Source organism: Streptomyces sp. NRRL F-2580 (assembly GCF_000720115.1).
GTDB lineage: Bacteria > Actinomycetota > Actinomycetes > Streptomycetales > Streptomycetaceae > Streptomyces.
The window spans coordinates 113020-137684 of sequence record NZ_JOIR01000011.1; the positions used below are offsets into that span (position 1 = coordinate 113020).

16 protein-coding genes and 1 pseudogene are annotated in these 24665 nt (G+C 71.0%); 16 read left to right on the plus strand and 1 reads right to left on the minus strand.

Annotated elements, in window-relative coordinates; all coding sequences use genetic code 11:
• Positions 1 to 53: 53 nt before the first annotated feature.
• The gene (locus IF88_RS0113950) at positions 54 to 983 is read right to left on the minus strand and encodes a hypothetical protein (protein ID WP_030710843.1); all 930 of its coding nucleotides are present in this window, start codon (positions 981 to 983) and stop codon (positions 54 to 56) included.
• A gap of 141 nt (positions 984 to 1124) precedes the next feature.
• Between IF88_RS0113950 and IF88_RS0113955 the strand changes: the two genes are divergently transcribed.
• The 16 genes and pseudogenes from IF88_RS0113955 to rplU all read left to right on the plus strand — a co-directional run bounded on the left by IF88_RS0113955 (position 1125) and on the right by rplU (position 24655).
• Positions 1125 to 3746 carry a valine--tRNA ligase gene (locus IF88_RS0113955; protein ID WP_030710845.1) on the plus strand — a complete coding sequence of 874 codons (2622 nt, stop codon included), beginning with the start codon at positions 1125 to 1127 and terminating at the stop codon, positions 3744 to 3746.
• 327 nt (positions 3747 to 4073) lie between these two features.
• On the plus strand, positions 4074 to 5228 hold the full coding sequence (locus IF88_RS0113960) for a sensor histidine kinase (protein WP_030710848.1): 1155 nt from the start codon (positions 4074 to 4076) through the stop codon (positions 5226 to 5228).
• Between the two features lie 352 nt (positions 5229 to 5580).
• Positions 5581 to 7119, plus strand: coding sequence for a bifunctional tetrahydrofolate synthase/dihydrofolate synthase (folC, locus tag IF88_RS0113965; protein WP_030710850.1), 1539 nt, complete (start codon positions 5581 to 5583; stop codon positions 7117 to 7119).
• Between the two features lie 3 nt (positions 7120 to 7122).
• The gene (locus tag IF88_RS0113970) at positions 7123 to 7491 is read left to right on the plus strand and encodes a DUF4233 domain-containing protein (protein WP_030710852.1); all 369 of its coding nucleotides are present in this window, start codon (positions 7123 to 7125) and stop codon (positions 7489 to 7491) included.
• A gap of 98 nt (positions 7492 to 7589) precedes the next feature.
• Positions 7590 to 8000, plus strand: coding sequence for a nucleoside-diphosphate kinase (gene ndk / locus IF88_RS0113975; RefSeq protein ID WP_030710854.1), 411 nt, complete (start codon positions 7590 to 7592; stop codon positions 7998 to 8000).
• A 306-nt stretch (positions 8001 to 8306) separates the two neighbouring features.
• Entirely contained in the window at positions 8307 to 9326 is a 1020-nt protein-coding gene (locus IF88_RS0113980) for a rod shape-determining protein (RefSeq protein ID WP_030710856.1), read from the plus strand.
• A gap of 135 nt (positions 9327 to 9461) precedes the next feature.
• Entirely contained in the window at positions 9462 to 10409 is a 948-nt protein-coding gene (mreC, locus tag IF88_RS0113985; RefSeq protein WP_037805894.1) for a rod shape-determining protein MreC, read from the plus strand.
• A 13-nt stretch (positions 10410 to 10422) separates the two neighbouring features.
• The gene (gene mreD / locus IF88_RS0113990) at positions 10423 to 11130 is read left to right on the plus strand and encodes a rod shape-determining protein MreD (protein ID WP_030710860.1); all 708 of its coding nucleotides are present in this window, start codon (positions 10423 to 10425) and stop codon (positions 11128 to 11130) included.
• Between the two features lie 13 nt (positions 11131 to 11143).
• Complete coding sequence (gene mrdA, locus IF88_RS0113995; RefSeq protein ID WP_030710862.1) at positions 11144 to 13342, plus strand: penicillin-binding protein 2; 2199 nt, start codon at positions 11144 to 11146, stop codon at positions 13340 to 13342.
• 12 nt (positions 13343 to 13354) lie between these two features.
• Positions 13355 to 14554 carry a rod shape-determining protein RodA gene (gene rodA, locus IF88_RS0114000; RefSeq protein ID WP_030710864.1) on the plus strand — a complete coding sequence of 400 codons (1200 nt, stop codon included), beginning with the start codon at positions 13355 to 13357 and terminating at the stop codon, positions 14552 to 14554.
• 49 nt (positions 14555 to 14603) lie between these two features.
• On the plus strand, positions 14604 to 16124 hold the full coding sequence (locus IF88_RS0114005; protein WP_030710866.1) for a CYTH and CHAD domain-containing protein: 1521 nt from the start codon (positions 14604 to 14606) through the stop codon (positions 16122 to 16124).
• Between the two features lie 72 nt (positions 16125 to 16196).
• Positions 16197 to 18122, plus strand: a complete 1926-nt coding sequence (locus IF88_RS0114010) for a TIGR03960 family B12-binding radical SAM protein (protein ID WP_199808072.1) — start codon at positions 16197 to 16199, stop codon at positions 18120 to 18122.
• A 63-nt stretch (positions 18123 to 18185) separates the two neighbouring features.
• The gene (locus IF88_RS0114015; protein WP_051836841.1) at positions 18186 to 19271 is read left to right on the plus strand and encodes a hypothetical protein; all 1086 of its coding nucleotides are present in this window, start codon (positions 18186 to 18188) and stop codon (positions 19269 to 19271) included.
• A gap of 127 nt (positions 19272 to 19398) precedes the next feature.
• Positions 19399 to 20178: a TIGR03936 family radical SAM-associated protein gene (locus IF88_RS0114020; RefSeq protein ID WP_030710872.1), complete on the plus strand. Its 780-nt coding sequence runs from the start codon at positions 19399 to 19401 to the stop codon at positions 20176 to 20178.
• Positions 20179 to 20413: 235 nt separating this feature from the next.
• Positions 20414 to 24048 (plus strand): annotated as a pseudogene (locus IF88_RS40285) (Rne/Rng family ribonuclease).
• A 286-nt stretch (positions 24049 to 24334) separates the two neighbouring features.
• A complete protein-coding gene (gene rplU, locus IF88_RS0114030; protein ID WP_030013082.1) occupies positions 24335 to 24655 on the plus strand; it encodes a 50S ribosomal protein L21 in 321 nt (106 codons plus the stop codon).
• The last annotated feature ends 10 nt before the right edge of the window (positions 24656 to 24665 follow it).

Here is a 24665-nt window from a genome sequence, read left to right on the forward strand (position 1 = left end):
GAAGGGGCGCCCCCCGGCCGGGGGGCGCCCCTTCTGCATGTCCTGCCGCGCCGCTACTTCTTGACGCGGGCGGTGTTGTAGAGCTTCGCGGCGAGCTCCGCGGCCTGCTCCTGGGTGTAGCCCGGCTTGCCGGCGAGGATGGACGCCACGTCCGAGGCGCTGACCATGGCCAGGGTGCTGTAGTCACCCCAGATGCAGAACGGCAGCGTGGCCTCCTTGGGCCCCTTGGTGCTGGTGTCCTTCGAGGTGAACTTGATGTCCTGGCACTTCATGACGGCGCCCTTGAAGCCCGCCGGGTTCATCGTCTTGGGGCTGCCGACGAGTTGCACCTCCGACTTGCCGTCCTTGGAGGCGTTCAGCTTGGCCATGGCGAAGTATCCGTCCACCGCCTTCTCCGGGTCGCTGACCTCACCGTAGACACCGGAGAAGTTGAGGCCCTTGGCCGACAGCGGGTTCTTCGGGTCGCCGGCCTGGTAGTTCATGCCCACCTGGGTCGCGTTCTTGACGCCGACCGACTCGGCTTCCTTCTTGTCCTTGTCGGTGAAGGGCTTCTCTTCGAACTTCGGGTCCTTCTTGAAGTCGTCCACCGACTCCGGGGCGACCAGCTTGTAGCCCTTGGTGTCGGCCGCGATGGCGCCGCCCGCGCCGCCGCCCTTCGTGAAGTACCAGCCGGCGCCGGCGACGACCGCTACCGCGACGACCACGGCGATGATCACCCCGGCCTTGGACTTCTTCGGCGGCTGCCCGCCGTACGGAGCCTGCTGCTGCGGGTAGCCGTACGCCGGCGTCGGAGGCTGCTGCGGGTAGCCCTGTGGGGGAACGCCCGGCTGCTGCGGGTAGCCGTAGCCCGGCTGCGGGGCGGGCTGGCCGTACGGGTTGGGCTGGGGGGCGGGCTGGCCGTACGGACCCGGCTGCGGCTGCTGCCCGTACGGTCCCGGCTGCTGCGGCTGCTGGCCGTAGGGCCCTGGCTGGTTGTAACTCATCCCGCGTCCCCCAATGAGGTTGGCTGTCCATTTTTGCTTATCCGTTCCACACATCCTGGCGGAAGCGCATGGCACCCGGGGCGGCGGGCCCCCTCATTACCGGTTTCATGACTGGACTGTTACGGCCGTAAACTGTGGCCCGTGACCGAGAACACGCAGACACCCAGCAGCCCCAACTCCGAATTGCCGACCGCGTACACGCCGGCCGAGGTAGAGGGGAAGCTCTACGAGCGCTGGGTAGAGCGTGGGTATTTCGAGGCCGACGCGAAGAGCGAGAAGCCGCCGTACACCATCGTCATCCCGCCGCCGAACGTCACGGGCTCGCTCCACCTGGGCCACGCCTTCGAGCACACGCTCATCGACGCCCTGACCCGCCGCAAGCGCATGCAGGGCTTCGAGACGCTGTGGCAGCCCGGCATGGACCACGCCGGCATCGCCACCCAGAACGTCGTCGAGCGCGAGCTCGCCAAGGAGGGCAAGTCCCGCCACGACCTGGGCCGTGAGGCGTTCGTCGAGCGTGTCTGGCAGTGGAAGGGCGAGTCCGGCGGGCAGATCTCCGGCCAGATGCGCCGCCTCGGTGACGGTGTCGACTGGTCGCGCGAGCGCTTCACCATGGACGAGGGCCTCTCCGAGGCCGTCCAGACCATCTTCAAGAAGCTCTACGACGACGAGCTCATCTACCGGGCCGAGCGCATCATCAACTGGTGCCCGCGCTGCCTCACCGCGATCTCCGACATCGAGGTCGAGTACCAGGACGACGAGGGCGAGCTCGTGTCCATCCGGTACGGGGACGGCGACGCCTCCATCGTCGTGGCGACCACCCGCGCCGAGACGATGCTCGGCGACACCGCCGTCGCCGTCCACCCGGAGGACGAGCGCTACCAGCACCTCGTCGGCACCGAGATCGAGCTGCCGCTGACCGGCCGCCGCATCCCGGTCGTCGCGGACGAGCACGTCGACCCGGAGTTCGGCACCGGCGCCGTCAAGGTGACCCCGGCGCACGACCCGAACGACTTCGAGATCGGCCAGCGCCACGGCCTGCCGAACCTCGCCGTCATGGACGAGCACGCCATCATCACGGCCCACGGCCCCTTCCAGGGTCTGGACCGGCTGGAGGCCCGCTCCACCATCGTCGCCGCGCTGCGCGCCGAGGGCCGGATCGTCGCCGAGAAGCGCCCGTACACCCACTCCGTCGGCCACTGCTCGCGCTGCAAGACCACCATTGAGCCGCGTCTGTCCATGCAGTGGTGGGTCAAGGTCGGCCCGCTCGCGAAGGCCGCCGGTGACGCGGTCCGCGACGGCCGGGTCAAGATCCACCCGCAGGAGATGGAGAAGCGCTACTTCGACTGGGTCGACAACCTCCACGACTGGTGCATCTCGCGCCAGCTGTGGTGGGGCCACCGCATCCCCGTCTGGTACGGCCCGAACGGCGAGGTCGTCTGCGTCGGACCGGACGAGCAGCCGCCCGCGGGCGAGGGCTGGACCCAGGACACCGACGTCCTCGACACGTGGTTCTCGTCGGGCCTGTGGCCCTTCTCCACCCTCGGCTGGCCGAACCAGACCGAGAGCCTGGCGAAGTTCTACCCGAACTCCGTCCTGGTCACCGGCTACGACATCCTCTTCTTCTGGGTCGCCCGGATGATGATGTTCGGTCTGTACGCGATGGACGGCACCCCGCCGTTCCACACCATCGCCCTGCACGGCATGGTCCGTGACGAGCGCGGCAAGAAGATGTCGAAGTCCTTCGGCAACGCGGTGAACCCGCTGGACTGGATGGACCGGTACGGCTCCGACGCCGTCCGCTTCACCCTGGCCCGCGGCGCCAACCCGGGCGTCGACGTCCCGATCGGCGAGGACTGGGTCCAGGCCTCCAGCAAGTTCGCCAACAAGATCTGGAACGCCACGCGCTTCGCGCTGATGAACGGCGCCACGATCGAGGGCGAGCTGCCGGCCGTCGAGGAGATGTCGGCGACCGACCGCTGGATCCTGTCGCGGCTCAACAAGACCGTGGCCGAGGTCGACGCGTTCTACGACGACTACCAGTTCTCGAAGCTGTCGGACTCCCTCTACCACTTCGCGTGGGACGAGGTCTTCGACTGGTACGTGGAGCTGTCGAAGACGACCTTCTTCGCGGGCGGCGAGCAGGCCAAGGCCTCCGCCCGGGTCCTCGGCGAGGTCCTCGACGTCATGCTGCGCCTGCTCCACCCGGTGGTCCCGTTCGTCACCGAGACCCTGTGGACCACGCTGACCGGTGGCGAGTCCCTCGTGATCGCCGACTGGCCGAAGGACAGCGGTTTCCGTGACGCGGCCGCCGAGGCCGAGATCGAGGCCGTCCAGAGCCTGGTCCGTGAGGTCCGCCGGTTCCGCAGGGAGCAGAACCTCGACGACAAGCAGAAGGTCCCGGGCCGCCTGGACCTGTCGGGCACGACGCTGGGCCTGCACGAGGCCGCCATCCGCCAGCTGCTGCGCCTGCAGCCGGAGGGCGAGGGCTTCGAGGCCACCGCGAGCCTCCCGGTGGGCGGTGCCACCGTCGAGCTCGACCTGTCGGGCACGATCGACATCCCGGCGGAGCGCAAGCGGCTGAGCAAGGACCTGGCCGCCGCCGAGAAGGAGAAGCAGCAGGCCGAGGCGAAGCTGGGGAACGAGGCGTTCATCGCCAAGGCCCCCGACAACGTCGTGGACAAGATCAAGGGCCGGCTGGCCAAGGCCGAGGCGGACATCGCGCGCCTCCAGGCCCAGCTGGCCGCGCTGCCCGCCGCCTGACGGTCCGCAGGCGCAGGCAACAGGCACAGGGCGAAGGCCCCCGCACCGTCGGTCGACGCGGGGGCCTTCGCCTTATGCGTTCCCCGTCCGGGGGACGGTCTCACAGGAGGCGGGTGCCGAACTGCGCCAGGACCGGCGCGGCCAGTACGGCGTACCCGGCGAGCGGCACCAGCCAGTGCGGCGAGGCCAGCCGGGTGCGGCCGGTCCGGGGCCGGGCGGAAGGTCGCGGGAAGCCGGGGCCTCCGGCCTGTCCGAAGTGCCCTAAATCACTGCGTTTTCGGTCTCCGTCGATCCGATCCGATCCACTGACCACGGAAGATGGGGAGCATGCGCGTCCAGCCCCTCGTCTCGGCGTACCACCGGTGGGTGGCCTCCGGCCGCCGGCTCACCGAGAGCTGGGCCGGATCGCCGCGCGCGCTGGACGTGCTCACGGCACTGAGCTGCCTCGGCCTGATGGCCCTCGACCTGCCGGGACTGGCCGCCACCGACAACTCGCTGAGCGGGCCCGCCGCCGCCGTCGTGCTCGCCGTGGGCTGCACGAGCCTCCTGGTGCGCCGCCGGACGCCCTGGATCTCGTACGTGGCCGCGCTGCTGTTCATCGGATGGCTGCACGAGCTGACCCTGATCCAGTTCGCGCTGTACTCGGTGGGCCGCTACCGGGGCCGGCGGGCCGCGGTCCTGGCCACCATCGGGTACGTCGGCTTCGCGCTGCTCCTGTTCTCCTGCGTGCCGGGCTGGGCGGCGGACAAGGCGGAGACGCTCAGCGGCTTCCTCGGCCTGTTCGTGCCCATCGGGGTGCTCGCCGCGGCGGTCGGCATCGCCGCCTACCGGCACGACCTGGTGGGGGAGCTCACCGCCCGGCGGGCCGAGTCCGCCGTGCTGCAGGCCGTCCAGCAGGAGCGCACCTCCGTCGCCCGCGACGTCCACGACTTCGTCGGGCGGGAGCTGACCCTGCTGACGGTACGTTCCGAGGTGCTGTCGGTGCGGGCGCGGGAGACGACCCACGGACCGGATTTCGAGGAGTTGGCCGACACCGCGCGCCGCGCCCACCTGGTGCTCAACGAGATCATCGTGCAGCGCGGGGAGCGGGCCGCGACCCCGGGCGTGGACGGGCTGCCCGCGCTGGCCGAGGAGAGCGGGCGGGCGGGATCGCCCGTGCGGCTCGCCATGGACCGGGAGGTGCGCGGGCTCTCGCCGCTGCGCCAGGCGGCGGTCTACCGGGTGGTGCAGGAGTGCCTGACCAACGCCGCCAAGCACGCGCACGGGGAGACCATCCACGTGTCGATCGCGGCCGACGGACCGCAGCTGCGGATCGCCGTGCGCAACGCGCTGCCGGCCCGCACCCCGGGCCGCCGGGCCCCCGTCTCGGCGGGCTCCGGCACGGCGAGCATGTCCGAGCGCGTCCGCAGCCTGGGCGGGACCCTGACGGCGCGCCGCACGCAGGACGCGTACGAGGTCGTGGCCACGCTGCCGCGTGGCTGACGGACGCCCTCCCCGGGCAGGGTTCTGGGCCTTCGCGGGGACCAGCAGCCTGCCGAGCGCCCCCGACGGCCAGGGCGGTGGTGGTGCCCGCTCTGACGGCGACCACGGACGGCTCATCGAGGACGATTCCGTGGACGATTCCGTGGCCCCGCGCTTAGACGAGGGTGTTCGCGGTCCCCAGGTCTATCGCTATGTCGCGGCTGGAAGCCGTCTTGTTAATGCTGGCCTGCGGCATTTGTTCCCCTATCTACTGCCCGCAAGGCTTGCATAACGATCCGGCCGCTCTTGCCGCCGAAGGTCCCCGAACGGCCGGGCCGAAAGTCCTCGGGGTCCCCGTCCGTAGACTGGCCCTGTGAGTGAGCAGCAGCCCGAGAGCCACGACCGCGACGACAACGACGACCTCGCCGGTACCTTCGACGAGTTCGACCAGATCGTGGCGGAAGAGTCCGACCGCGACCCCGACCTGGCGGTGATCGAGGCCGGCAGCCGTACCCTGCGCGCCCAGGCCGGACCGCCCCAGGGCGACCCGGTACCCGCCCCGCCCGTCGACCCGGAGGCCGCGAAGGCGCTGCTGGAGGTGGAACAGGAGCTTTCCACCCGCTGGGGCGAGACCAAGCTGGAACCGTCGGTGTCGCGGATCGCGGCGCTGATGGACGTGCTGGGCGAGCCGCAGCGGGCGTACCCCTCCATCCACATCACCGGCACCAACGGCAAGACGAGCACGGCCCGCATGATCGAGTGCCTGCTGAACGCCTTCGAGCTGCGCACCGGGCGCTACACCAGCCCGCACGTGCAATCGATCACCGAGCGGATCAGCCTCGACGGGGCGCCGATCAGCGCCGAGCGGTTCGTCGAGACGTACCAGGACATCAAGCCGTACGTGGAGATGGTCGACGCCGCCGAGGAGTTCCGGCTGTCCTTCTTCGAGGTGCTCACCGGAATGGCCTACGCGGCCTTCGCGGACGCGCCCGTGGACGTGGCAGTGGTCGAGGTCGGCATGGGCGGCAGCTGGGACGCGACGAACGTCATCGACGCCTCGGTCGCGGTGATCACCCCGATCAGCCTGGACCACACCGACCGGCTCGGCTCCACGCCCGGCGAGATCGCCGTGGAGAAGGGCGGCGTCATCAAGCAGGACGCGACCGTGATCCTGGCGCAGCAGCCGGTGGACGCGGCGCAGGTGCTGCTGAAGAAGGCCGTGGAGGTCGACGCCACGGTGGCCCGCGAGGGCATGGAGTTCGGCGTCGTCTCGCGCGAGGTCGCCGTCGGCGGCCAGCAGCTGACGCTGCGCGGTGTGGGCGGGGAGTACGACGGCATCTTCCTGCCGCTGTACGGCGCCCACATGGCGCACAACGCGGCGGTGGCGCTGGCGGCGGTCGAGGCCTTCTTCGGGATCGGCCAGGAGCACGCGCGGGTGCTGGACCTGGAGACCGTGCAGCGGGCCTTCGCCTCGGTGACCTCGCCGGGCCGCATGGAGGTCGTGCGGCGCAGCCCGACGGTGGTCCTGGACGCGGCGCACAACCCGGCGGGTGCCGCGGCCACGGCGGACGCGGTGACCGAGTCCTTCGGCTTCAGCCGGCTGATCGGGGTCGTGGCCGCGAGCGAGGGCAAGGACGTCCGCGGGGTGCTGGAGGCCTTCGAGCCGATCTTCGCGGAGGTGGTGGTCACGGAGAACTCCAGCCACCGGTCGATGGGCGCGGACGAGCTGGCGGCCGTCGCGGTCGAGGTCTTCGGCGTGGACCGGGTGCAGGTGGAGCCGCGGCTGGACGACGCCCTGGAGGCGGCGATCACCCTGGCGGAGGAAGAGGCCGAGTACGGAGGGGCCGGGGTCCTGGTGACCGGTTCCGTGATCACGGTGGGCGAGGCCCGCCTGCTGCTGAAGAGGGGCTGAGGGATGCGCACGCTGTGTGCGAGCACGCTGATCGGCGAGTTCTTCGTGATCGGCTTCGCGGGGCTGGTGGCGATGAAGGACCCCGACCTGACCCAGGCCACGGTCTGGACGGTCTGCGGGGTCGCGATGCTGCTGTCGGTGCTGCTGTGCGGGATGCTGTCGCGTCCCGGGGCGGTCCAGCTGGGCTGGGCGCTGCAGGTCGGCCTGATCGTGAGCGGCTTCGTCGTCCCGACGATGTTCTTCCTCGGCGCGGTGTTCGCGGGCCTGTGGTGGTGCTCGGTGCACTACGGCCGGAAGATCGACACGATCAAGGCGAGGTGGGCGGCGGCGCAGGAGCCGTCCGGGGCGTCCGCGGCGCCCGACACCGCGTGACGGGTCCCCTCCGGGTCCGGCCGGGCACCGGCCGGACCGCCCCCTGATGGCCCTGTAGATTCGTCCCACCGCACCCGTTTGCCGCAAGGAGCCGAAACATGACCCAGCGCACCCTCGTCCTGCTCAAGCCCGACGCCGTCCGTCGTGGTCTGGTGGGCGAGATCATCGGCCGCATCGAGCGGAAGGCCGGCTGGACGATTCCCGCACTGGAGCTGCGCACGCTGGACCAGGAGACCCTGGAGACGCACTACGGCGAGCACAAGGGCAAGCCGTTCTACGAGCCCCTCATGGGCTTCATGGCGAGCGGTCCCGTGGTCGCCCTGGTCGTCGAAGGGGAACGTGTGATCGAGGGTGTCCGCCAGCTGGCCGGACCCACCGACCCGATCGCCGCGGCGCCCGGCTCCATCCGGGGTGACTTCGGCACCGTCACCCGGGAGAACCTGATCCACGCCTCGGACTCCGAGGAGTCCGCGGAGCGCGAGCTGAAGCTGTTCTTTCCCGCTCTCTGACTCTTCCGGAGCACTCTTTCCTGACGAGACATCAGCCAAATAGCGCTCACGACCTGGGGCGACCGAAGTAATTTCGGTCGCCCCTTGGTATTTCCGGCCACGAGCGGGAACGCCTGGGCAGGACACGTCGTCACCACTAAGGGGGCGGGTATCCATTCCGGCGGGATTGCCGGAGTCCCGTCGCGCGGTGTTCGTACAACCGTGACTACGATGGGGCCTCCACCCACACACCCACCTCGCCGACCTGACAGCAGCCGCTATCAACTGGAAGGCCAGACGCTCCTCATGGGGAACAAGGGGAACAACATGTCGTTCATCGGCCGTGACATGGCGATCGACCTCGGGACCGCCAACACGCTGGTGTACGTGAGGGGCCGGGGGATCGTCCTGAACGAGCCGTCCGTGGTCGCCATCAACACGAACACCGGCGGCATTCTGGCGGTCGGCTCCGAGGCGAAGAAGATGATCGGGCGCACGCCCGGCAACATCGTCGCCGTACGACCCCTCAAGGACGGCGTCATCGCCGACTTCGAGATCACCGAGCGTATGCTCCGGTACTTCATCCTCAAGATCCACAAGCGCCGCTACCTGGCACGTCCGCGGGTCGTGGTCTGTGTCCCCTCCGGCATCACCGGGGTGGAGCGACGCGCCGTCATCGAGGCGTCCACGCAGGCCGGCGCACGACAGGTGCACATCATCGAGGAGCCCATGGCCGCCGCCATCGGCTCGGGCCTGCCCGTCCACGAGGCCACCGGCAACATGGTCGTGGACATCGGCGGCGGCACCACGGAGGTCGCCGTCATCTCCCTCGGCGGAATCGTCACGGCGCAGTCCATCCGGGTGGCCGGCGACGAGCTCGACAATGCGATCATCCATCACATCAAGAAGGAGTACTCGCTCCTCCTCGGTGAGCGGACGGCCGAGCAGATCAAGATCACCATCGGGTCGGCGTACGACCTCGACAAGGACGAGCACACCGAGATCCGAGGACGCGACCTCGTCTCCGGCCTGCCCAAGACGGTCGTCATCTCGGCCGCCGAGGTCCGCAAGGCCATCGAGGAGCCGGTCAACGCCATCGTCGACGCGGTCAAGACCACGCTCGACAAGTGTCCGCCGGAGCTCTCCGGCGACATCATGGACCGCGGCATCGTCCTGACCGGCGGCGGCGCCCTGCTGCGCGGCCTCGACGAGCGGCTGCGCCGGGAGACCGGCATGCCGATCCACATCGCCGAGGACCCGCTCGACTCCGTGGCGCTCGGCTCCGGCAAGTGCGTCGAGGAGTTCGAGGCGCTCCAGCAGGTCCTGGACGCCCAGCCCCGTCGCTGACAGACACCCCTCCCTGCCGGAGGGGCCATGCGGAACACACAAGGATCCGCCGTACGGGTGCTACCGGGCCCGTGCGGCGGATCGTTGATATACAGGCAAAAGAGAATTCCGACGAGGAAGGCACGGCCGCCGCACGTGAGGGACACACGAGAAAGCCGGCTGCTCCTGGTGCTTCTGATCGCCATCGCGTTCGCGTTGATCACGGTGGACATCAGGGCAGGCGAGGAGTCGCCGGTCGACGGTGCCCGGCAGGCCGCGGCAGCGGTCTTCGGGCCGGTCGAGGAGGGTGTGGCGACCGCTGTCGATCCGGTCGCCAACGCCATAGGGGCGGTAAGGGACTCGGGCGAGCGGCACAACCGCATCGCCACGCTGGAGCGTGAGAACGCCGCCCTGAAGGCCAAACTGGGCAGCGACGAGCAGACCCGCAGCCGCATCCACGAGCTCGACGAGATGCTCAAGCGGGCGGGCGCCGGACAGTACGGCATCAAGGGCGCCGAGGTCATCGCGATAGGAGCGGCCCAGGGCTTCTCCTGGACCGTCACCATCGACGCCGGCAGCAAGGACGGCATCGAACGCGACATGACCGTCCTCAACGGGGACGGCCTCGTCGGCCGGGTCAGCACCGTCGGCCCGGACACCGCCACCGTCGTCCTCGCCAACGACCCCGACTTCACCGTCGGCACCCGGCTGGAGAAGACCGGCGAACTCGGCTTCGCCACCGGGCAGGGCGACCGCCCCATGTCCGTGCAGATGCTCAACGGCAAGGCCAAGATCAACCCCGGGGACCGGCTCGTCACCTTCGGCTCACGCGGCAACAAGCCGTTCGTGCCCGGCGTGCCGATCGGCGAGGTGGTCAAGGTCGACCCCTCGCGCGGAGACCTGACCCGCACCGTATGGGTCAACCCGGCCGTCGCGTTCTCGCGCCTCGACATCGTCGGCGTCGTCGTGATGCCGCCGCGCGAGGACCCGCGCGACGCCGTCCTGCCGCCCAAGCCCGAGGCCCCCAAGCCCACCCCGACGGTCACCGTCACGGTGACCCCGTCCGGGTCCGCCAGCGTGCCCGGCAAGCCGGCCGACGAATAGGAGCAGACCGCCCATGCGCTTCAACCGGATCCTGCTCTCGGCCACGCTCGTCGTGGTCGCCCTCGTCATCCAGGTCACCGTCCTGGGCCGGCTCCAACTGCCCGGCGCCGTCCCCGACCTGCTGCTCCTCACCGTCGTCGCCCTCGCACTCGTGTACGGGCACGTCAGCGGCGCCCTGATCGGCTTCGCCGCCGGTCTCCTCGCCGACCTGGCCCCGCCCGCCGACCACGCCGCCGGCCGGTACGCGCTCGTGCTGTGCGTCATCGGCTACGTCTGCGGGCTGGTCCGGCCCGACGGCGGGCGGTTCCGCTCCGCCTGGGGCCCCATGCTCACCGTCGTCGCCGCCGCGATCGGCTCCACCCTGCTCTACGCCGGTGTCGGCGCCCTCGTCGGCGACACCGCCGCCCGCCACGTGGGCCTGACCGGGCTGCTGTTCACGGCGACCCTCTACGACCTGCTGCTCGCACCCTTCACGGTGCCGTTCATCATGGCCCTCGCCCGGCGCGCCGAGAACGACCCGATGGCCGTCGAGGCCGGCGGCGGCCCCACGAACAAGGCCGCCGACGTCTCCGCCGGCTGGCTCGCCGGCGGCACGGGCCTGAGCATCGGCAGCCAGCGCGGCGGCCTGCGACTGAAGACCGCGCGCTCCCGCGCCAACAAGGCCGTCCGCATAAAGGGCGTCAAGGCAGTCAAGGGTGTGAAGAGCGTCAAGAAGCTGTGAGGGAGGAGCAGGCGTGACGAACGTTCCGGAGACCGGCCGCACCTCCCGGGTACAGATCAGGCTCGTCATCATGCAGGTGCTCATCGTCTCGATGCTGGTCACCCTCGGCGGCCGGCTCTGGTTCCTCCAGATCCGCAACGGCGCGGAGTACTACCACGAGGCCAAGAGCAACCACGTGCAGCGGGTGGTCCAGCCCGCCGTGCGCGGCTCGATCCTCGACGCCCGCGGGGTCCCCCTCGCCGACAACGAGACCCGGCTCGTCGTCTCCGCCAGCCGCACCGCGCTGATGAAGATGAAGGACCGGGGCAAGGGCGTCATGACCCGCCTCGCCGACGTCCTGGACATGACCCCCAAGGAGGTCATGGAGAAGGTCCGGCTCTGTGACTCCCAGACCCCCGCGCCCTGCTGGAACGGTTCCCCGTACCAGCCGATCCCGGTCACCATGGAGGCCACCACGCAGCAGGCGCTCCAGCTGCGCGAGCGCCCCGAGGAATTCCCCGGCATCACCGCGGAGCCCACCGCCGTCCGCCGCTACCCGGCCCCCGGCGGGGCCCGTACCTCGCAGGTGCTCGGCTACCTCTCGCCGGTCACCGACGACGAGATCCAGAAGGCCAAGGACACCGACTCCCCGCACCTGCGGTCCGACCAGGTCGGCCGCTCCGGCATCGAACGCACCTATGACCGGCAGCTGCGCGGCAAGGCGGAAGTCACCTCGTACGAGGTCGACAACCTCGGCCGGGTCATGGGCCAGACCAAGTCCGACCCGGGCGTGGCCGGGTCCACCCTCATCACGAGCATCGACGCCCGGGTCCAGGCCGTGGCCGAGTTCGAGCTCCAGCAGGCGATGAAGGTCGTCCGCAACGAGACCGACAACATCACGGGCCGCAAGTACGAGGCCGACTCGGGCGCCGTCGTCGTCATGGAGGCCAAGACCGGCCGCGTCGTCGCGATGGCCTCCCAGCCCGACTACGACCCCAACGCCTGGGTCGGCGGCATCTCCGGCAAGGACTACGCCAGGCTCACCAGCAAGAACTCCAACTACCCGCTGCTCAACCGGGCCATCCAGGGCCAGGCCCCCGCGGGCTCCATCTTCAAGGTGGTCTCGGCGAGCGCGGCCGTGCGGGCCGGCTACGACTTCGACGACAAGTACAACTGCAGCGCCTCCTACAACATGGGCGGCCGGAGCTTCGCGAACTTCGAGTCCAAGGGGCACGGCCCCATCACCCTCGGCGACGCGCTCAAGTTCTCCTGCAACACCGTCTTCTACGCCCTCGGCCACAAGGAGTGGCAGCGCGACGGCGGCCTCAAGCCCAAGAAGAACGCCCACGACTGGTTCTACCGGACCGCCCGCGAGTTCGGCCTCGGCTCCGAGACCCACATCGACCTGCCGAACGAGGTCACCGGCCGCATCCCCGACCGCAAGTGGAAGCAGAGCTTCTGGGCGGCCAACAAGGACTCCTGGTGCAAGCAGGGCAAGCGGGGCGGCAGCTACGTCGAGCAGATCGCCTACGAGAGCTGCCTCGAAGGCAACCAGCTGAAGGCCTACGACAGCATCAACTTCGCCATCGGCCAGGGAGACGTCCTCGTCACCCCCATCCAGATGGCCACCGCGTACTCCGCCATCAGCAACGGCGGCACCCTCTACAACCCCACGGTCGGCAAGGCCCTGGTCAGCCCCGACGGCAAGCGCATCGAGATGATCAAGCCGCAGTCCCACGGCCGGCTGCCGATCGACGCCAAGACCATCGGCGACCTCGACAAGGGCCTGCGCTCGGTCGCCGAACCCGGCGGCACCGCCGCCTGGCGGTTCATCGGCTGGCCGATGGACAAGATCCCGATGCACGCCAAGACCGGCACCGCCCAGGTGTACGGCAAGCAGACCACGTCCTGGCTGGCGACCTACACCAAGGACTTCACGATCGTCATGACGATCTCCCAGGGCGGCACCGGCTCCGGAGCCTCCGGCCCCGCCGTCCGCAACCTCTACAACGCCATCTACGGTCTCGACATGGCCGGCAAGCAGGACCCGAAGAAGGCCCTGCTGCTGCGGCCCGAGGCGAACCTGCCCAAGATCCGCCCCGACGGTTCCATCGACTCCCCGGAGATCCGGCCGTACGTGCCGCCGTCCCCGGAGGAGCTCGAACCGCCCGCCCTCGCTGGGCCGCCCGCCCTCGCCGGGCCGCCCGCCCCGCCTCCCGCACGGCACGACTGAGGACCGAAAGACATGCAGACCGCCAACAAGTTCTCCGTCTCCCGGTACGCGCCCGAGCGCGGGGCGATGGCCAAGCTCACCGCCCGCGACTCCGTGGTGCGCCGGCTCGACTGGCCGATACTCCTCTCCGCGCTCGCCCTGTCCTTCATGGGCTCCCTGCTGGTGTGGTCGGCGACCCGCAACAGGACCCAGCTGAACCAGGGGGACCCGTACTACTTCCTGGCCCGGCACGCCCTGAACACCGGCATCGGCCTCGTCCTGATGATCGGCACCGTCTGGCTCGGCCACCGCACCCTGCGCGGTGCGGTGCCGGTCCTCTACGGGCTCTCGCTGGTGCTCATCCTGGCCGTGCTCACCCCGCTCGGCGCCACCATCAACGGCGCCCACGCGTGGATCGTGATCGGCGGCGGATTCTCCCTCCAGCCCTCCGAGTTCGTGAAGATCACGATCATCCTGGTCATGGCGATGCTGCTGGCCACCCGGGTGGACGCGGGCGACCTCACCCACCCGGACCACCGCACGGTCGTCAAGGCGCTCTGCCTGGCCGCCGCCCCGATGGGCATCGTCATGCTGATGCCCGACCTCGGGTCCGTCATGGTCATGATCGTCATCGTGCTCGGCGTGCTGCTGGCCTCCGGCGCCTCCAACCGCTGGGTGCTCGGACTCCTCGGCACCGGCGCCGGCGGCGCCGTCCTGATCTGGCAGCTCGGCGTCCTCGACGAATACCAGATCAACCGCTTCGCGGCCTTCGCCAACCCCGAGCTCGACCCCGCGGGCGTCGGCTACAACACCAACCAGGCGCGCATCGCGATCGGCTCCGGCGGCCTCACCGGCTCCGGGCTGTTCAAGGGATCGCAGACCACCGGCCAGTTCGTGCCGGAGCAGCAGACCGACTTCGTCTTCACCGTGGCGGGGGAGGAGCTGGGCTTCCTCGGGGCCGGGCTGATCCTGTTCCTGCTGGCCGTCATCCTGTGGCGGGCCTGCATGATCGCCCGGGAGACCACGGAGCTGTACGGGACGATCGTGTGCGCCGGGATCATCGCCTGGTTCGCCTTCCAGTCCTTCGAGAACATCGGGATGACCCTCGGGATCATGCCGGTGGCCGGGCTGCCACTGCCGTTCGTCTCGTACGGAGGCTCGTCGATGTTCGCGGTGTGGGTGGCGATCGGACTGCTGCAATCGATCAAGGTGCAGCGGCCATTGTCAGCCTGATCCCCTGTTCACCCTGCCGCCGTGATCCGTTCAGGACTAAGTTCGGTCTATGGCGGACACCAAGCGCGAAATCGAGCGTAAATTCGAGTTCTCCAAGGCCAAATCTGCCCGGCGAGGGGTGCCGGACCTGACGGGCACGGCCGCGATCGCGGCCGTCTCCGACCAGGGCACCGTCGACCTCGACGCCGTCTACTACGACACCCCCGACCACCGGCTGGCCGCCGACGGTCTCACCCTGCGGCGCAGAACGGGCGGCGCGGACGCGGGCTGGCACCTCAAACTCCCCGTCTCCCCCGGAGTGCGGGACGAGGTCACGGCCGCGCTCAGTGACACCGTCCCGCCCGCCCTCGCCGCCCTCGTCCGCTCCCGCGTGCGCGGCGCCGGACTCCAGCCGCAGGTCAGGCTGGTCTCCTCGCGCCGCGTCAGCCACCTGCTCGACGCCGACGGGGCCCTCCTCGCCGAGCTGAGCACCGACGAGGTCCTCGCCGAGCGGGGCCAGGCCGGCGCCTCCTGGACCGAGGTCGAGGTGGAACTCGCCGACGGGGTGGACCCCGAACTGCTCGACGCCGTCGAGAAGGCCTTCCGCAAGGCCGGGCTCCGGGTCTCCGACGCCCCCTCGAAGCTCGCCCGGGCCCTCGCTGAGACCGGTGCCGCGCCCCCGCCCCGGCCCGAGAGCGGCGGCCCCGAGGGCACGGCGGGCGCGTACGTGCTGGCGTACCTGCGGGACCAGCGCGACGCCCTGATCGCGCAGGACCCGGCCGTGCGGCGGGGCCTGCCGGACTCCGTCCACCAGATGAGGGTCGCCTGCCGCCGGCTGCGCAGCGCCTTGAAGACCTACCGCAAGGTCCTCGACCGCGGCGTCACCGACCCGATCGGGGAGGAACTGCGCTGGCTCGCAGCCGAACTCGGCGTCGACCGCGACCGGGAGGTCCTGCTGGAGCGGATCCAGGACCACCTCGGCGAGCTTCCCCGCAGCCTGCTGCTCGGACCCGTCCGGGCCCGGCTGAAGATCTGGAACGCTGCCCGCCGCTCGGATGCGCGGCGCCGGTCGCTCGGTGCGCTCGACAGCGCGCGCCACCTGGCCCTCCTGGACTCCCTCGACGCCCTGCTGGAGCGGCCGCCGCTGCTGAAGGCCGCGGACGGGCGGCCCGAACGCATCCTGCCGAAGGCCGTGCTCCACGACTACGAACGCCTCGCCGAGCGGATCGACACCGCGCTCTCCCTCGACGTGGGCCACGAGCGCGACCTGGCGCTGCATGAGGCCCGAAAGGCGGCCAAGCGGTCCCGGTACGCGGCGGAGGCGGCCGTACCGGCCCTCGGGAAACCGGCGAAACGCCTGGCCAAGGCGGTGAAGAAGGTCCAATCCCTGCTCGGCGACCACCAGGACAGCGTCGTCGCCCGCGATGCCCTGCGCGCTCTCGCCGTGCAGGCGGCCGGGGCGGGGGAGTCGGCCTTCACCTGGGGCGTGCTCTACGCCCGCGAGGAAGCCCTGGCCGAGCGGAGCGAAAGGGAGCTTCCGGATATGTGGGCGAAGGCCTCCGGCCCGGCGGTGCGCTCCGGACTGGAATGATCATGTGGGTGGGGGCGGCTGAGCCGGGAGGTACGCTTGAGAGCTGCCCCCTGCCCGCTTCACGAAAGTCGCGTGATGACCGAGTCGGTCTTCCCTCAGCTTGAGGCCCTGCTTCCGCACGTGCAGAAGCCCATCCAGTACGTCGGCGGTGAACTCAACTCCACGGTCAAGGAGTGGGAGAGCTGCGACGTCCGGTGGGCGCTCATGTACCCGGACGCGTACGAAGTCGGGCTGCCCAACCAGGGCGTCATGATCCTGTACGAGGTGCTGAACGAGCGCGAGGGCGTCCTCGCCGAGCGCACGTACAGCGTGTGGCCGGACCTCGAAGAGCTGATGCGCGAGCACAAGGTGCCGCAGTTCACCGTGGACAGCCACCGCCCGGTCTCCGCCTTCGACGTGTTCGGCCTGTCCTTCTCCACGGAGCTGGGCTACACCAACATGCTCACGGCGCTGGACCTCGCGGGCATCCCGCTGGAGGCCCGCAACCGTACGGTCGACCACCCGATCGTCCTCGCGGGCGGCCACGCGGCCTTCAACCCCGAGCCGATCGCGGAGTTCATCGACTGCGCGGTCATCGGCGACGGCGAGCAGGCCGTCCTCGACATGACCGAGATCATCCGCACCTGGAAGGCCGAGGGGCGGCCGGGCGGGCGCGAGGAAGTCCTGCTCCGCCTGGCGAAGACCGGCAACGTCTACGTTCCGGGCTTCTACGACGTGGAGTACCTGCCGGACGGCCGCATCGGCCGTGTCGTGCCGAACCGCTCCGGAGTGCCGTGGCGCGTGTCCAAGCACACCGTCATGGACCTCGACGAGTGGCCCTACCCCAAGCAGCCGCTGGTCCCGCTCGCCGAGACCGTCCACGAGCGGATGTCGGTGGAGATCTTCCGCGGCTGCACCCGCGGCTGCCGTTTCTGCCAGGCCGGCATGATCACGCGCCCCGTGCGGGAGCGAAGCATCACCGGCATCGGCGAGATGGTGGAGCGCGGCCTGAAGGCCACGGGCTTCGAGGAGGTGGGTCTCCTCTCCCTCTCCTCGGCGGACCACACGGAGATCGCCGACATCGCCAAGGGCCTCGCGGACCGCTACACGGACGACAAGGTGGGCCTGTCCCTGCCGTCGACCCGCGTGGACGCCTTCAACGTGGACCTGGCCAACGAGCTGACCCGCAACGGGCGCCGCTCCGGTCTGACCTTCGCCCCTGAGGGCGGCTCCGAGCGCATGCGCAAGGTCATCAACAAGATGGTCTCGGAAGAGGACCTGATCCGGACCGTCGCCACCGCGTACGGCAACGGCTGGCGCCAGGTGAAGCTGTACTTCATGTGCGGCCTGCCCACCGAGACCGACGAGGACGTCCTCCAGATCGGCGACATGGCGGTCAACGTCATCGCCAAGGGCCGCGAGGTCTCGGGCCAGAACGACATCCGCTGCACCGTCTCGATCGGCGGCTTCGTCCCCAAGCCGCACACCCCGTTCCAGTGGGCGCCGCAGCTGTCGGCCGAGGAGACGGACGCCCGCCTGGGCAAGCTCCGCGACAAGATCCGCGGCGACAAGAAGTACGGCCGCTCCATCGGCTTCCGCTACCACGACGGCAAGCCGGGCATCGTCGAGGGCCTCCTCTCCCGCGGCGACCGCCGCATCGGCGACGTCATCCGCGCCGTGTACGAGTCGGGCGGCCGCTTCGACGGCTGGCGCGAGCACTTCTCGTACGACCGCTGGATGGAGGCCGCGGAGAAGACGCTGCCGGCCTACGGCGTGGACGTGGCCTGGTACACGACGCGCGAGCGCACGTACGAGGAGGTCCTGCCCTGGGACCACCTGGACTCCGGTCTCGACAAGGACTGGCTCTGGGAGGACTGGCAGGACGCCCTCGACGAGACCGAGGTCGACGACTGCCGCTGGACCCCCTGCTTCGACTGTGGCGTGTGTCCTCAGCTCGACACGCACATCCAGATCGGCCCCACCGGCAAGAAGCTGCTGCCGCTGACGGTCGTGAAGTAACCCTTGGGTCACGAGAGGCCCCCGCCCGCAACGGGTGGGGGCCTCTGCCGTGTCCTTGACTGCATGGAACTGGACGAACGGCCTCCCGGCGGCGGTGGCGACGGATGCCTGGTGGGAGCCATCAGGATCCCCGTCAAGATCGTCGCCGTACTCGTCGTACTGCCCGTACGAGTGGTCTGGGAACTGCTCGTAGCCCTGGGCCGGGCCGCGCACCGGCACGTCCTCGGGCCGCTGTACGTCCACGTCGTCGAGCCGGCGCTGCGGGTCCTCGGCTGGGTGCTTGCCACCTTGCTCAAGCTGGTCTTCGTCTGGCCGTGGGTCGGGCTGTGGCGGTACGTGCTCGCCCCGGTGGGGCGGGGCCTCGCGTGGCTGGGCCGCGGTGCGTACGCGCACCTGCTCGCGCCGGCCGGCCGGTTCCTGAGCACCCACCTGTTCCGGCCGCTCTGGGCAGCGCTGACCTGGGCCGGCCGGGGCGGGCTGCGGTACCTGCTCGCCCCGCTCGGCAAGGGAGTGGCGTGGGTTGCGTGGGCCCTGGCCATGGCGCTGTTCGTGTGGCCGTGGGTCGGGCTGTGGCGGTACGTGCTCGCGCCCGTCGGCCGGGGCCTCGCCCGGCTGGCCGAGGCGGCCTACCGGTACGTGCTCACCCCGCTCGGACATGGCTTCGCGTGGCTGGCCGCCGCGGTGTACCGGTACCTGCTGCGGCCGGTCGGGCTGGGCCTCGCGTGGCTGGCGGTGGCGGTGTACCGGTACCTGCTGCGGCCCGTCGGGCTGGGCCTGGCGTGGCTGGCGGTCGCGCTGTACCGGTACGTGCTCACCCCGCTCGGGCAGGTCCTCCTGTGGGCCTGGCACGTGGCCGGGCGGATCGTCGCGGCCCTGTGGCGCGGGCTCAAGTGGATCGGCTGGGTGCTGGTCGGCTGGCCCGCGTCCCGGGTGTACCGGCACGTGCTGACCCCCGCCGGCCACGCCGTCCGCGAGGTCTGGCGCACCGGCCGCGCCGCGGTCCGTGAGGCGCGCGCCGCGGTGCGCAAGGCGCTGTTCGGTACTCCTCCCGTGGAACCGGCGAGGTCACGGGCGCGTACTCTGGGTAGTACGACAGCCGCAGGCAACACGCCCGCTCCCGAGATCTCCCTCCACGAACGGCAGGGGTGAGCCGGGGGCAGGGCGGCGCCGGCCGGTCCCACAGACGCTCAGGGCGACGCGCGAGCCGCGGAGCCCCGCACAAGGAGAAGAACCACTGGGCAAGCGACAGCCCGAAGGCCCGCCTCCCGCACCGGTGGTGCAGCGCATTCGACTGCGCTACACCAAGCGCGGCCGCCTCCGGTTCACCAGCCACCGCGACTTCCAGCGCGCCTTCGAGCGGGCCCTGCGCCGCGCCGAGGTGCCGATGGCGTACTCGGCAGGCTTCACCCCCCACCCGCGCGTCTCGTACGCGAACGCCGCCCCCACCGGGACCGGCAGCGAGGCCGAATACCTGGAGATCGCCCTCGCCGAGCCCCGCGACCCCGAGAAGCTCCGCGAGCTGCTCGACGAGTCGATGCCGACCGGGCTCGACATCATCGACGCCGTCGAGGCCCGCATCTCGGGCCTCGCCGACCGGCTGACCGCCTCCGTGTGGGAGCTGCGCCTGGACGGCGTGGAGCCCGCCGAGGCCGAGCGGGCCGTGACGGCCTTCCTCGCCGCCGAGACCGTGGAGGTGCAGCGCAAGACCAAGAACGGGATGCGGACCTTCGACACGCGCGGCGCCGTCGTCTCCCTCGAAGCCCTTCCTGCCCCGGTTGATAGGCCGCTGGACAATGCCTGTGCGATACTGCGGCTGGTTGTTCGGCATCTGACACCTGCCGTGCGACCCGACGACGTCCTGTCCGGTCTCCGAGCTGTGGCCGACCTGGCGCCGCCGGTCCCCTCAGCGGTGACCAGGCTGGCGCAGGGGCTCTTCGACGAGGAGTCCGGCACGGTGACCGACCCGCTCGCGCCCGACCGCGAGGCTGATACGGCCGCTCCACCCACGGCCGCCGTAGCCGCCGACGCGAAGGCGCCGGAAGGTCCCGCCGCGTAGGGATCGTCGTCGTCGCGCAGCCCTGGTACTCGGGAGCCACCTGGGTCGGGCCGCGCACTGACCTGAAGACTTCCGCCAGGCCGTACGGACAACACGTACGGAACCGGTGGCCATGGACTACAGCTCCCGTGTGGCGAACGCGCCCCGGAGGCCGGTTCCGCGCTCATTACGCGGAGCCGAGCCGGACCGGAAGTCAGCCGCGGCGCCCGGGAGCGTGACGGGAGAACCGCCCGCAATGCTCAACAACGAAAACGACACCACCGCAGGTAACGCCGACAGCGGCAGCCCCAGCGACAACCTGCCCCCGCGCAGGCGTCGCCGCGCGGCTTCCCGGCCCGCCGGGCCGCCCGGCGGGGCCACCGCAGAGGCGACCCCGGTGACGGAGGCCGCCGCGGCCGCCCCCGTCGAGGAGGCCGCTCCGGCCGCCGCCCCCGCACGTACCCGCCGCCGCGCGACCCGCGCCGTGGCCGCTCCCGAGACCACGGCCGAGGCCGTCGTCGAGGCCCCCGCCGCAGCGGCTCCCGCCGCCGCCCCGGCCGCCGAGGAGCCCGCCGCTCCCGCCCCGCGTGCCCGTCGTCGTGCGACCCGCGCCGTGACCGCTCCGGAGGCTCCGGCCGCCGAGGCGCCCGTGGTCGAGGCCGCGCCGGTGGTCGAGGAGGAGGCTCCGGCCGCTCCCGCCCCGCGTGCCCGTCGTCGTGCCACCCGCGCCGTGACCGCTCCGGCCGCCGAGACCGCCGCCGTCGAGGCGCCCGTGGTCGAGGCCGCGCCGGTGGTCGAGGAGGAGGCTCCGGCCGCTCCCGCCCCGCGTGCCCGCCGCCGTGCGACCCGCGCCGTGACCGCTCCGGAGGCGCCCCGGCCCGTGCCCGCCGCGCCGCGCGTCCGGCCGTGGCCGTCTTCCAGGCCCCGGTCTTCGCCGAGCCGATGTTCCAGACCCCGGAGACCGCCGCCATGGCCGCCGCGGCCGCCCGCGCCGCCGCCCCGGCCGACGAGGTCGAGGAGGAGACGGAGGTCGAGGCCGAGGTCGTCCAGACCCCCGCCCCGCAGCCCGCCGGCCGCCGCCGTCGCCGTGGGCGCGGCGCCGCCGAGTCTGCTCCGGCCGCCGAGTCCGCTCCGGTCTCCCTCCCCGAGGTGCTCGCCGAGGAGGAGCCCGAGGCCGAGCTCGAAGAGGAGTCCGCCGAGTTCGACGAGGGCGACGAGTCGGGCGAGCGCCCGTCGCGCCGCCGCCGTCGCGGTGGCCGTCGCCGCCGCCGCGGTGAGGCCGCCGACCTCGACGAGTCCGCCGAGGAGGAGACCGGGGCAGAGGCCGAGGTCACCGAGCAGGAGACCGACGAGGACGAAGAGGACGAGGCCGAGGAGGCCTTCGGGTCCAGCTCCAGCCGCCGTCGCCGCCGTCGTCGTCGCCGCAGTGGCGACACCGCCGCCGAGGCCGCCGAAGCGGGTGACGAGGACGGCGTGCGCACCGTCGTCAAGGTCCGCGAGCCGCGCCCGGCCCGGGAGAAGGCCGAGCCGTCCGACGAGGTCCAGTCCATCAAGGGCTCGACCCGCCTGGAGGCGAAGAAGCAGCGCCGCCGCGAGGGCCGCGAGCAGGGCCGCCGCCGCGTCCCGATCATCACGGAGGCCGAGTTCCTGGCCCGCCGTGAGGCCGTCGAGCGCGTGATGGTCGTCCGCCAGGCCGGCGAGCGCACCCAGATCGGCGTCCTCGAGGACAACGTGCTCGTCGAGCACTACGTCAACAAGGAAGAGGCCACGTCGTACGTCGGCAACGTCTACCTGGGCAAGGTCCAGAACGTGCTGCCGTCGATGGAGGCCGCCTTCATCGACATCGGCAAGGGCCGCAACGCGGTCCTGTACGCCGGTGAGGTCAACTTCGAGGCGCTCGGCATGGCCAACGGGCCGCGCCGCATCGAGTCCGCCCTCAAGTCCGGCCAGTCGGTCCTGGTGCAGGTCACCAAGGACCCGATCGGCCACAAGGGCGCCCGCCTGACCAGCCAGGTCTCGCTGCCCGGCCGCTACCTGGTCTACGTGCCCGAGGGCTCGATGACCGGCATCAGCCGCAAGCTGCCCGACACCGAGCGCGCGCGTCTGAAGACCATCCTCAAGAAGATCGTCCCCGAGGACGCGGGCGTCATCGTGCGCACCGCCGCCGAGGGCGCGAGCGAGGACGAGCTGCGCCGCGACGTCGAGCGTCTGCAGGGCCAGTGGGAGGAGATCCAGAAGAAGTCGAAGCAGATCTCGACCTCTTCGCCGAGCCTCCTGTACGGCGAGCCGGACATGACCGTCCGCGTCGTGCGCGACATCTTCAACGAGGACTTCTCGAAGGTCATCGTCAGCGGTGACGGCGCGTGGGAGACCATCCACGGCTACGTGAACCACGTGGCCCCGGACCTGGCCGACCGGCTGTCGCGCTGGACCTCCGAGGTCGACGTCTTCGCGACGTACCGGATCGACGAGCAGCTCGCCAAGGCGCTCGACCGCAAGGTGTGGCTGCCCTCGGGCGGCTCGCTTGTGATCGACAAGACCGAGGCGATGATCGTCATCGACGTCAACACCGGCAAGTTCACCGGTCAGGGCGGCAACCTCGAGGAGACCGTCACCAGGAACAACCTGGAGGCGGCCGAGGAGATCGTGCGCCAGCTGCGGCTGCGCGACCTGGGCGGCATCGTCGTCATCGACTTCATCGACATGGTCCTGGAGTCCAACCGCGACCTGGTCCTGCGCCGGATGCTGGAGTGCCTGGGCCGCGACCGTACGAAGCACCAGGTGGCCGAGGTCACCTCGCTGGGCCTGGTCCAGATGACCCGCAAGCGGGTGGGCCAGGGCCTGCTGGAGTCCTTCTCCGAGACCTGCGTCCACTGCAACGGCCGCGGTGTCATCGTCCACATGGAGACGCCGACCGCGATCGGCGGCGGTGGCAACGGCAAGCGCTCGAAGCGCCGCGGTGGCCGTGGCGAGTTCGACCAGCACGACCACGAAATCGAGACGGTCGAGGCGGTCGAGACGGTCGAGACGGACTTCGAGTCCGAGGCGGAGGTGGCTGCCGAGGCCGCCGCTCCGCGGGCGCTGCCCGAGCCGGAGTTCGTCGCGGACGAGGAGCTCTACAGCAGCCCGGCCGAGGCCGAGGCCGCTGCGGGTCTCAGCAGCCGTCGCAACCGGCGCCGCGCCACCCGCAAGGCGACCGCTCCGGCGGGCGCCCCGCGCGGTGCTGCCGCTCCGGCGCAGGCCCCGGCCCCCGCGGCCGAGGCGGAGCCGGTGATCGAGCCGGCCGACACGGTGCTGGTGCCCGAGCCCGAGCCCGTCGTCGAGGCCGAGCCCGTGGCCGAGGTCGTCTCGGAGCCGGTGGCGGAGGAGGCCCCCAAGGGCCGTACCCGTCGCCGTGCGACCCGTAAGGCCACCGCCCCGGCGGGTGCCCCGGCCCCCGCGGCCGAGGTGGCCCCGGAGCCGGAGCCGGTCGTCGTGCCGGAGCCCGAGCCGGTCGTCGAGCCCGAGGCCGTGGCCGTGGTCGAGGAGGCCCCGGTGGCGGAGGCCGCACCGGCCCGTCCGCGTCGGCGTGCCACCCGTAAGGCCACCGCACCCGCCGGTTCCCCGGCGGGCGCGGCGGAGGCCGCCGTGGTGGTCGTCGAGGCCCCGGTGACCGAGGCCCCGGCTCCCGCCGAGGAGGCCGCGCCGGCGAAGAAGGCCGCCAAGAAGGCTCCGGCCAAGAAGGCGACCACGGCGAAGAAGGCCCCGGCCAAGAAGGCGGCGGCCGCCAAGAAGACCGTGGCCAAGAAGGCGGCCACGACCAAGAAGACCGCGGCGAAGCGGGCGACGAAGAAGACGGCGGCGGCCGAGCAGCAGGGCGCCCCGTCCGTCTCGGCTCCGGCCGAAGCCTGATCCGCACATGACCGTGGGCCCCGCCGCTCGGCGGGGCCCACGGGTCATGCGGGGCCCGGTTTGACCCTCCGGAACCGGCCCCGTAACCTAGACCGTCGGCGTGTCTTGGACGAATCCGTCCAGTGTGCGCCGCGCTCCTGAGCACCTTCCTCCCGTTCCGCACGCGCGAGCGTCGTCGAGAGAGGCCGCTCGTCCAATCCGGATCAGAGCCGTCCCCGTCCGTACGAGGGGCCTGCCTGAGCGGCTGGCTTCAGGAGCATCCGTCCCGAGTGAGAGAGAGATCCGCGTGTACGCCATCGTGCGCAGCGGTGGTCGCCAGCACAAGGTTGCTGTCGGCGACATCGTTGAGGTTGACAAGATTTCCACTGCCAAGGTTGGCGACACGGTCGAGCTCTCGACCCTGCTCGTTGTCGACGGCGAAGCCGTGACCAGCGACCCGTGGGTGCTGGCCGGTATCAAGGTCACGGCCGAGGTCGTGGACCACCACAAGGGCGCCAAGATCGACATCCTGCGCTACAAGAACAAGACCGGCTACCGCCGTCGCCAGGGTCACCGCCAGCAGTACACGGCGATCAAGGTCACCGGTATCCCCGCGGCTGCGAAGTAAGAGGGACTGA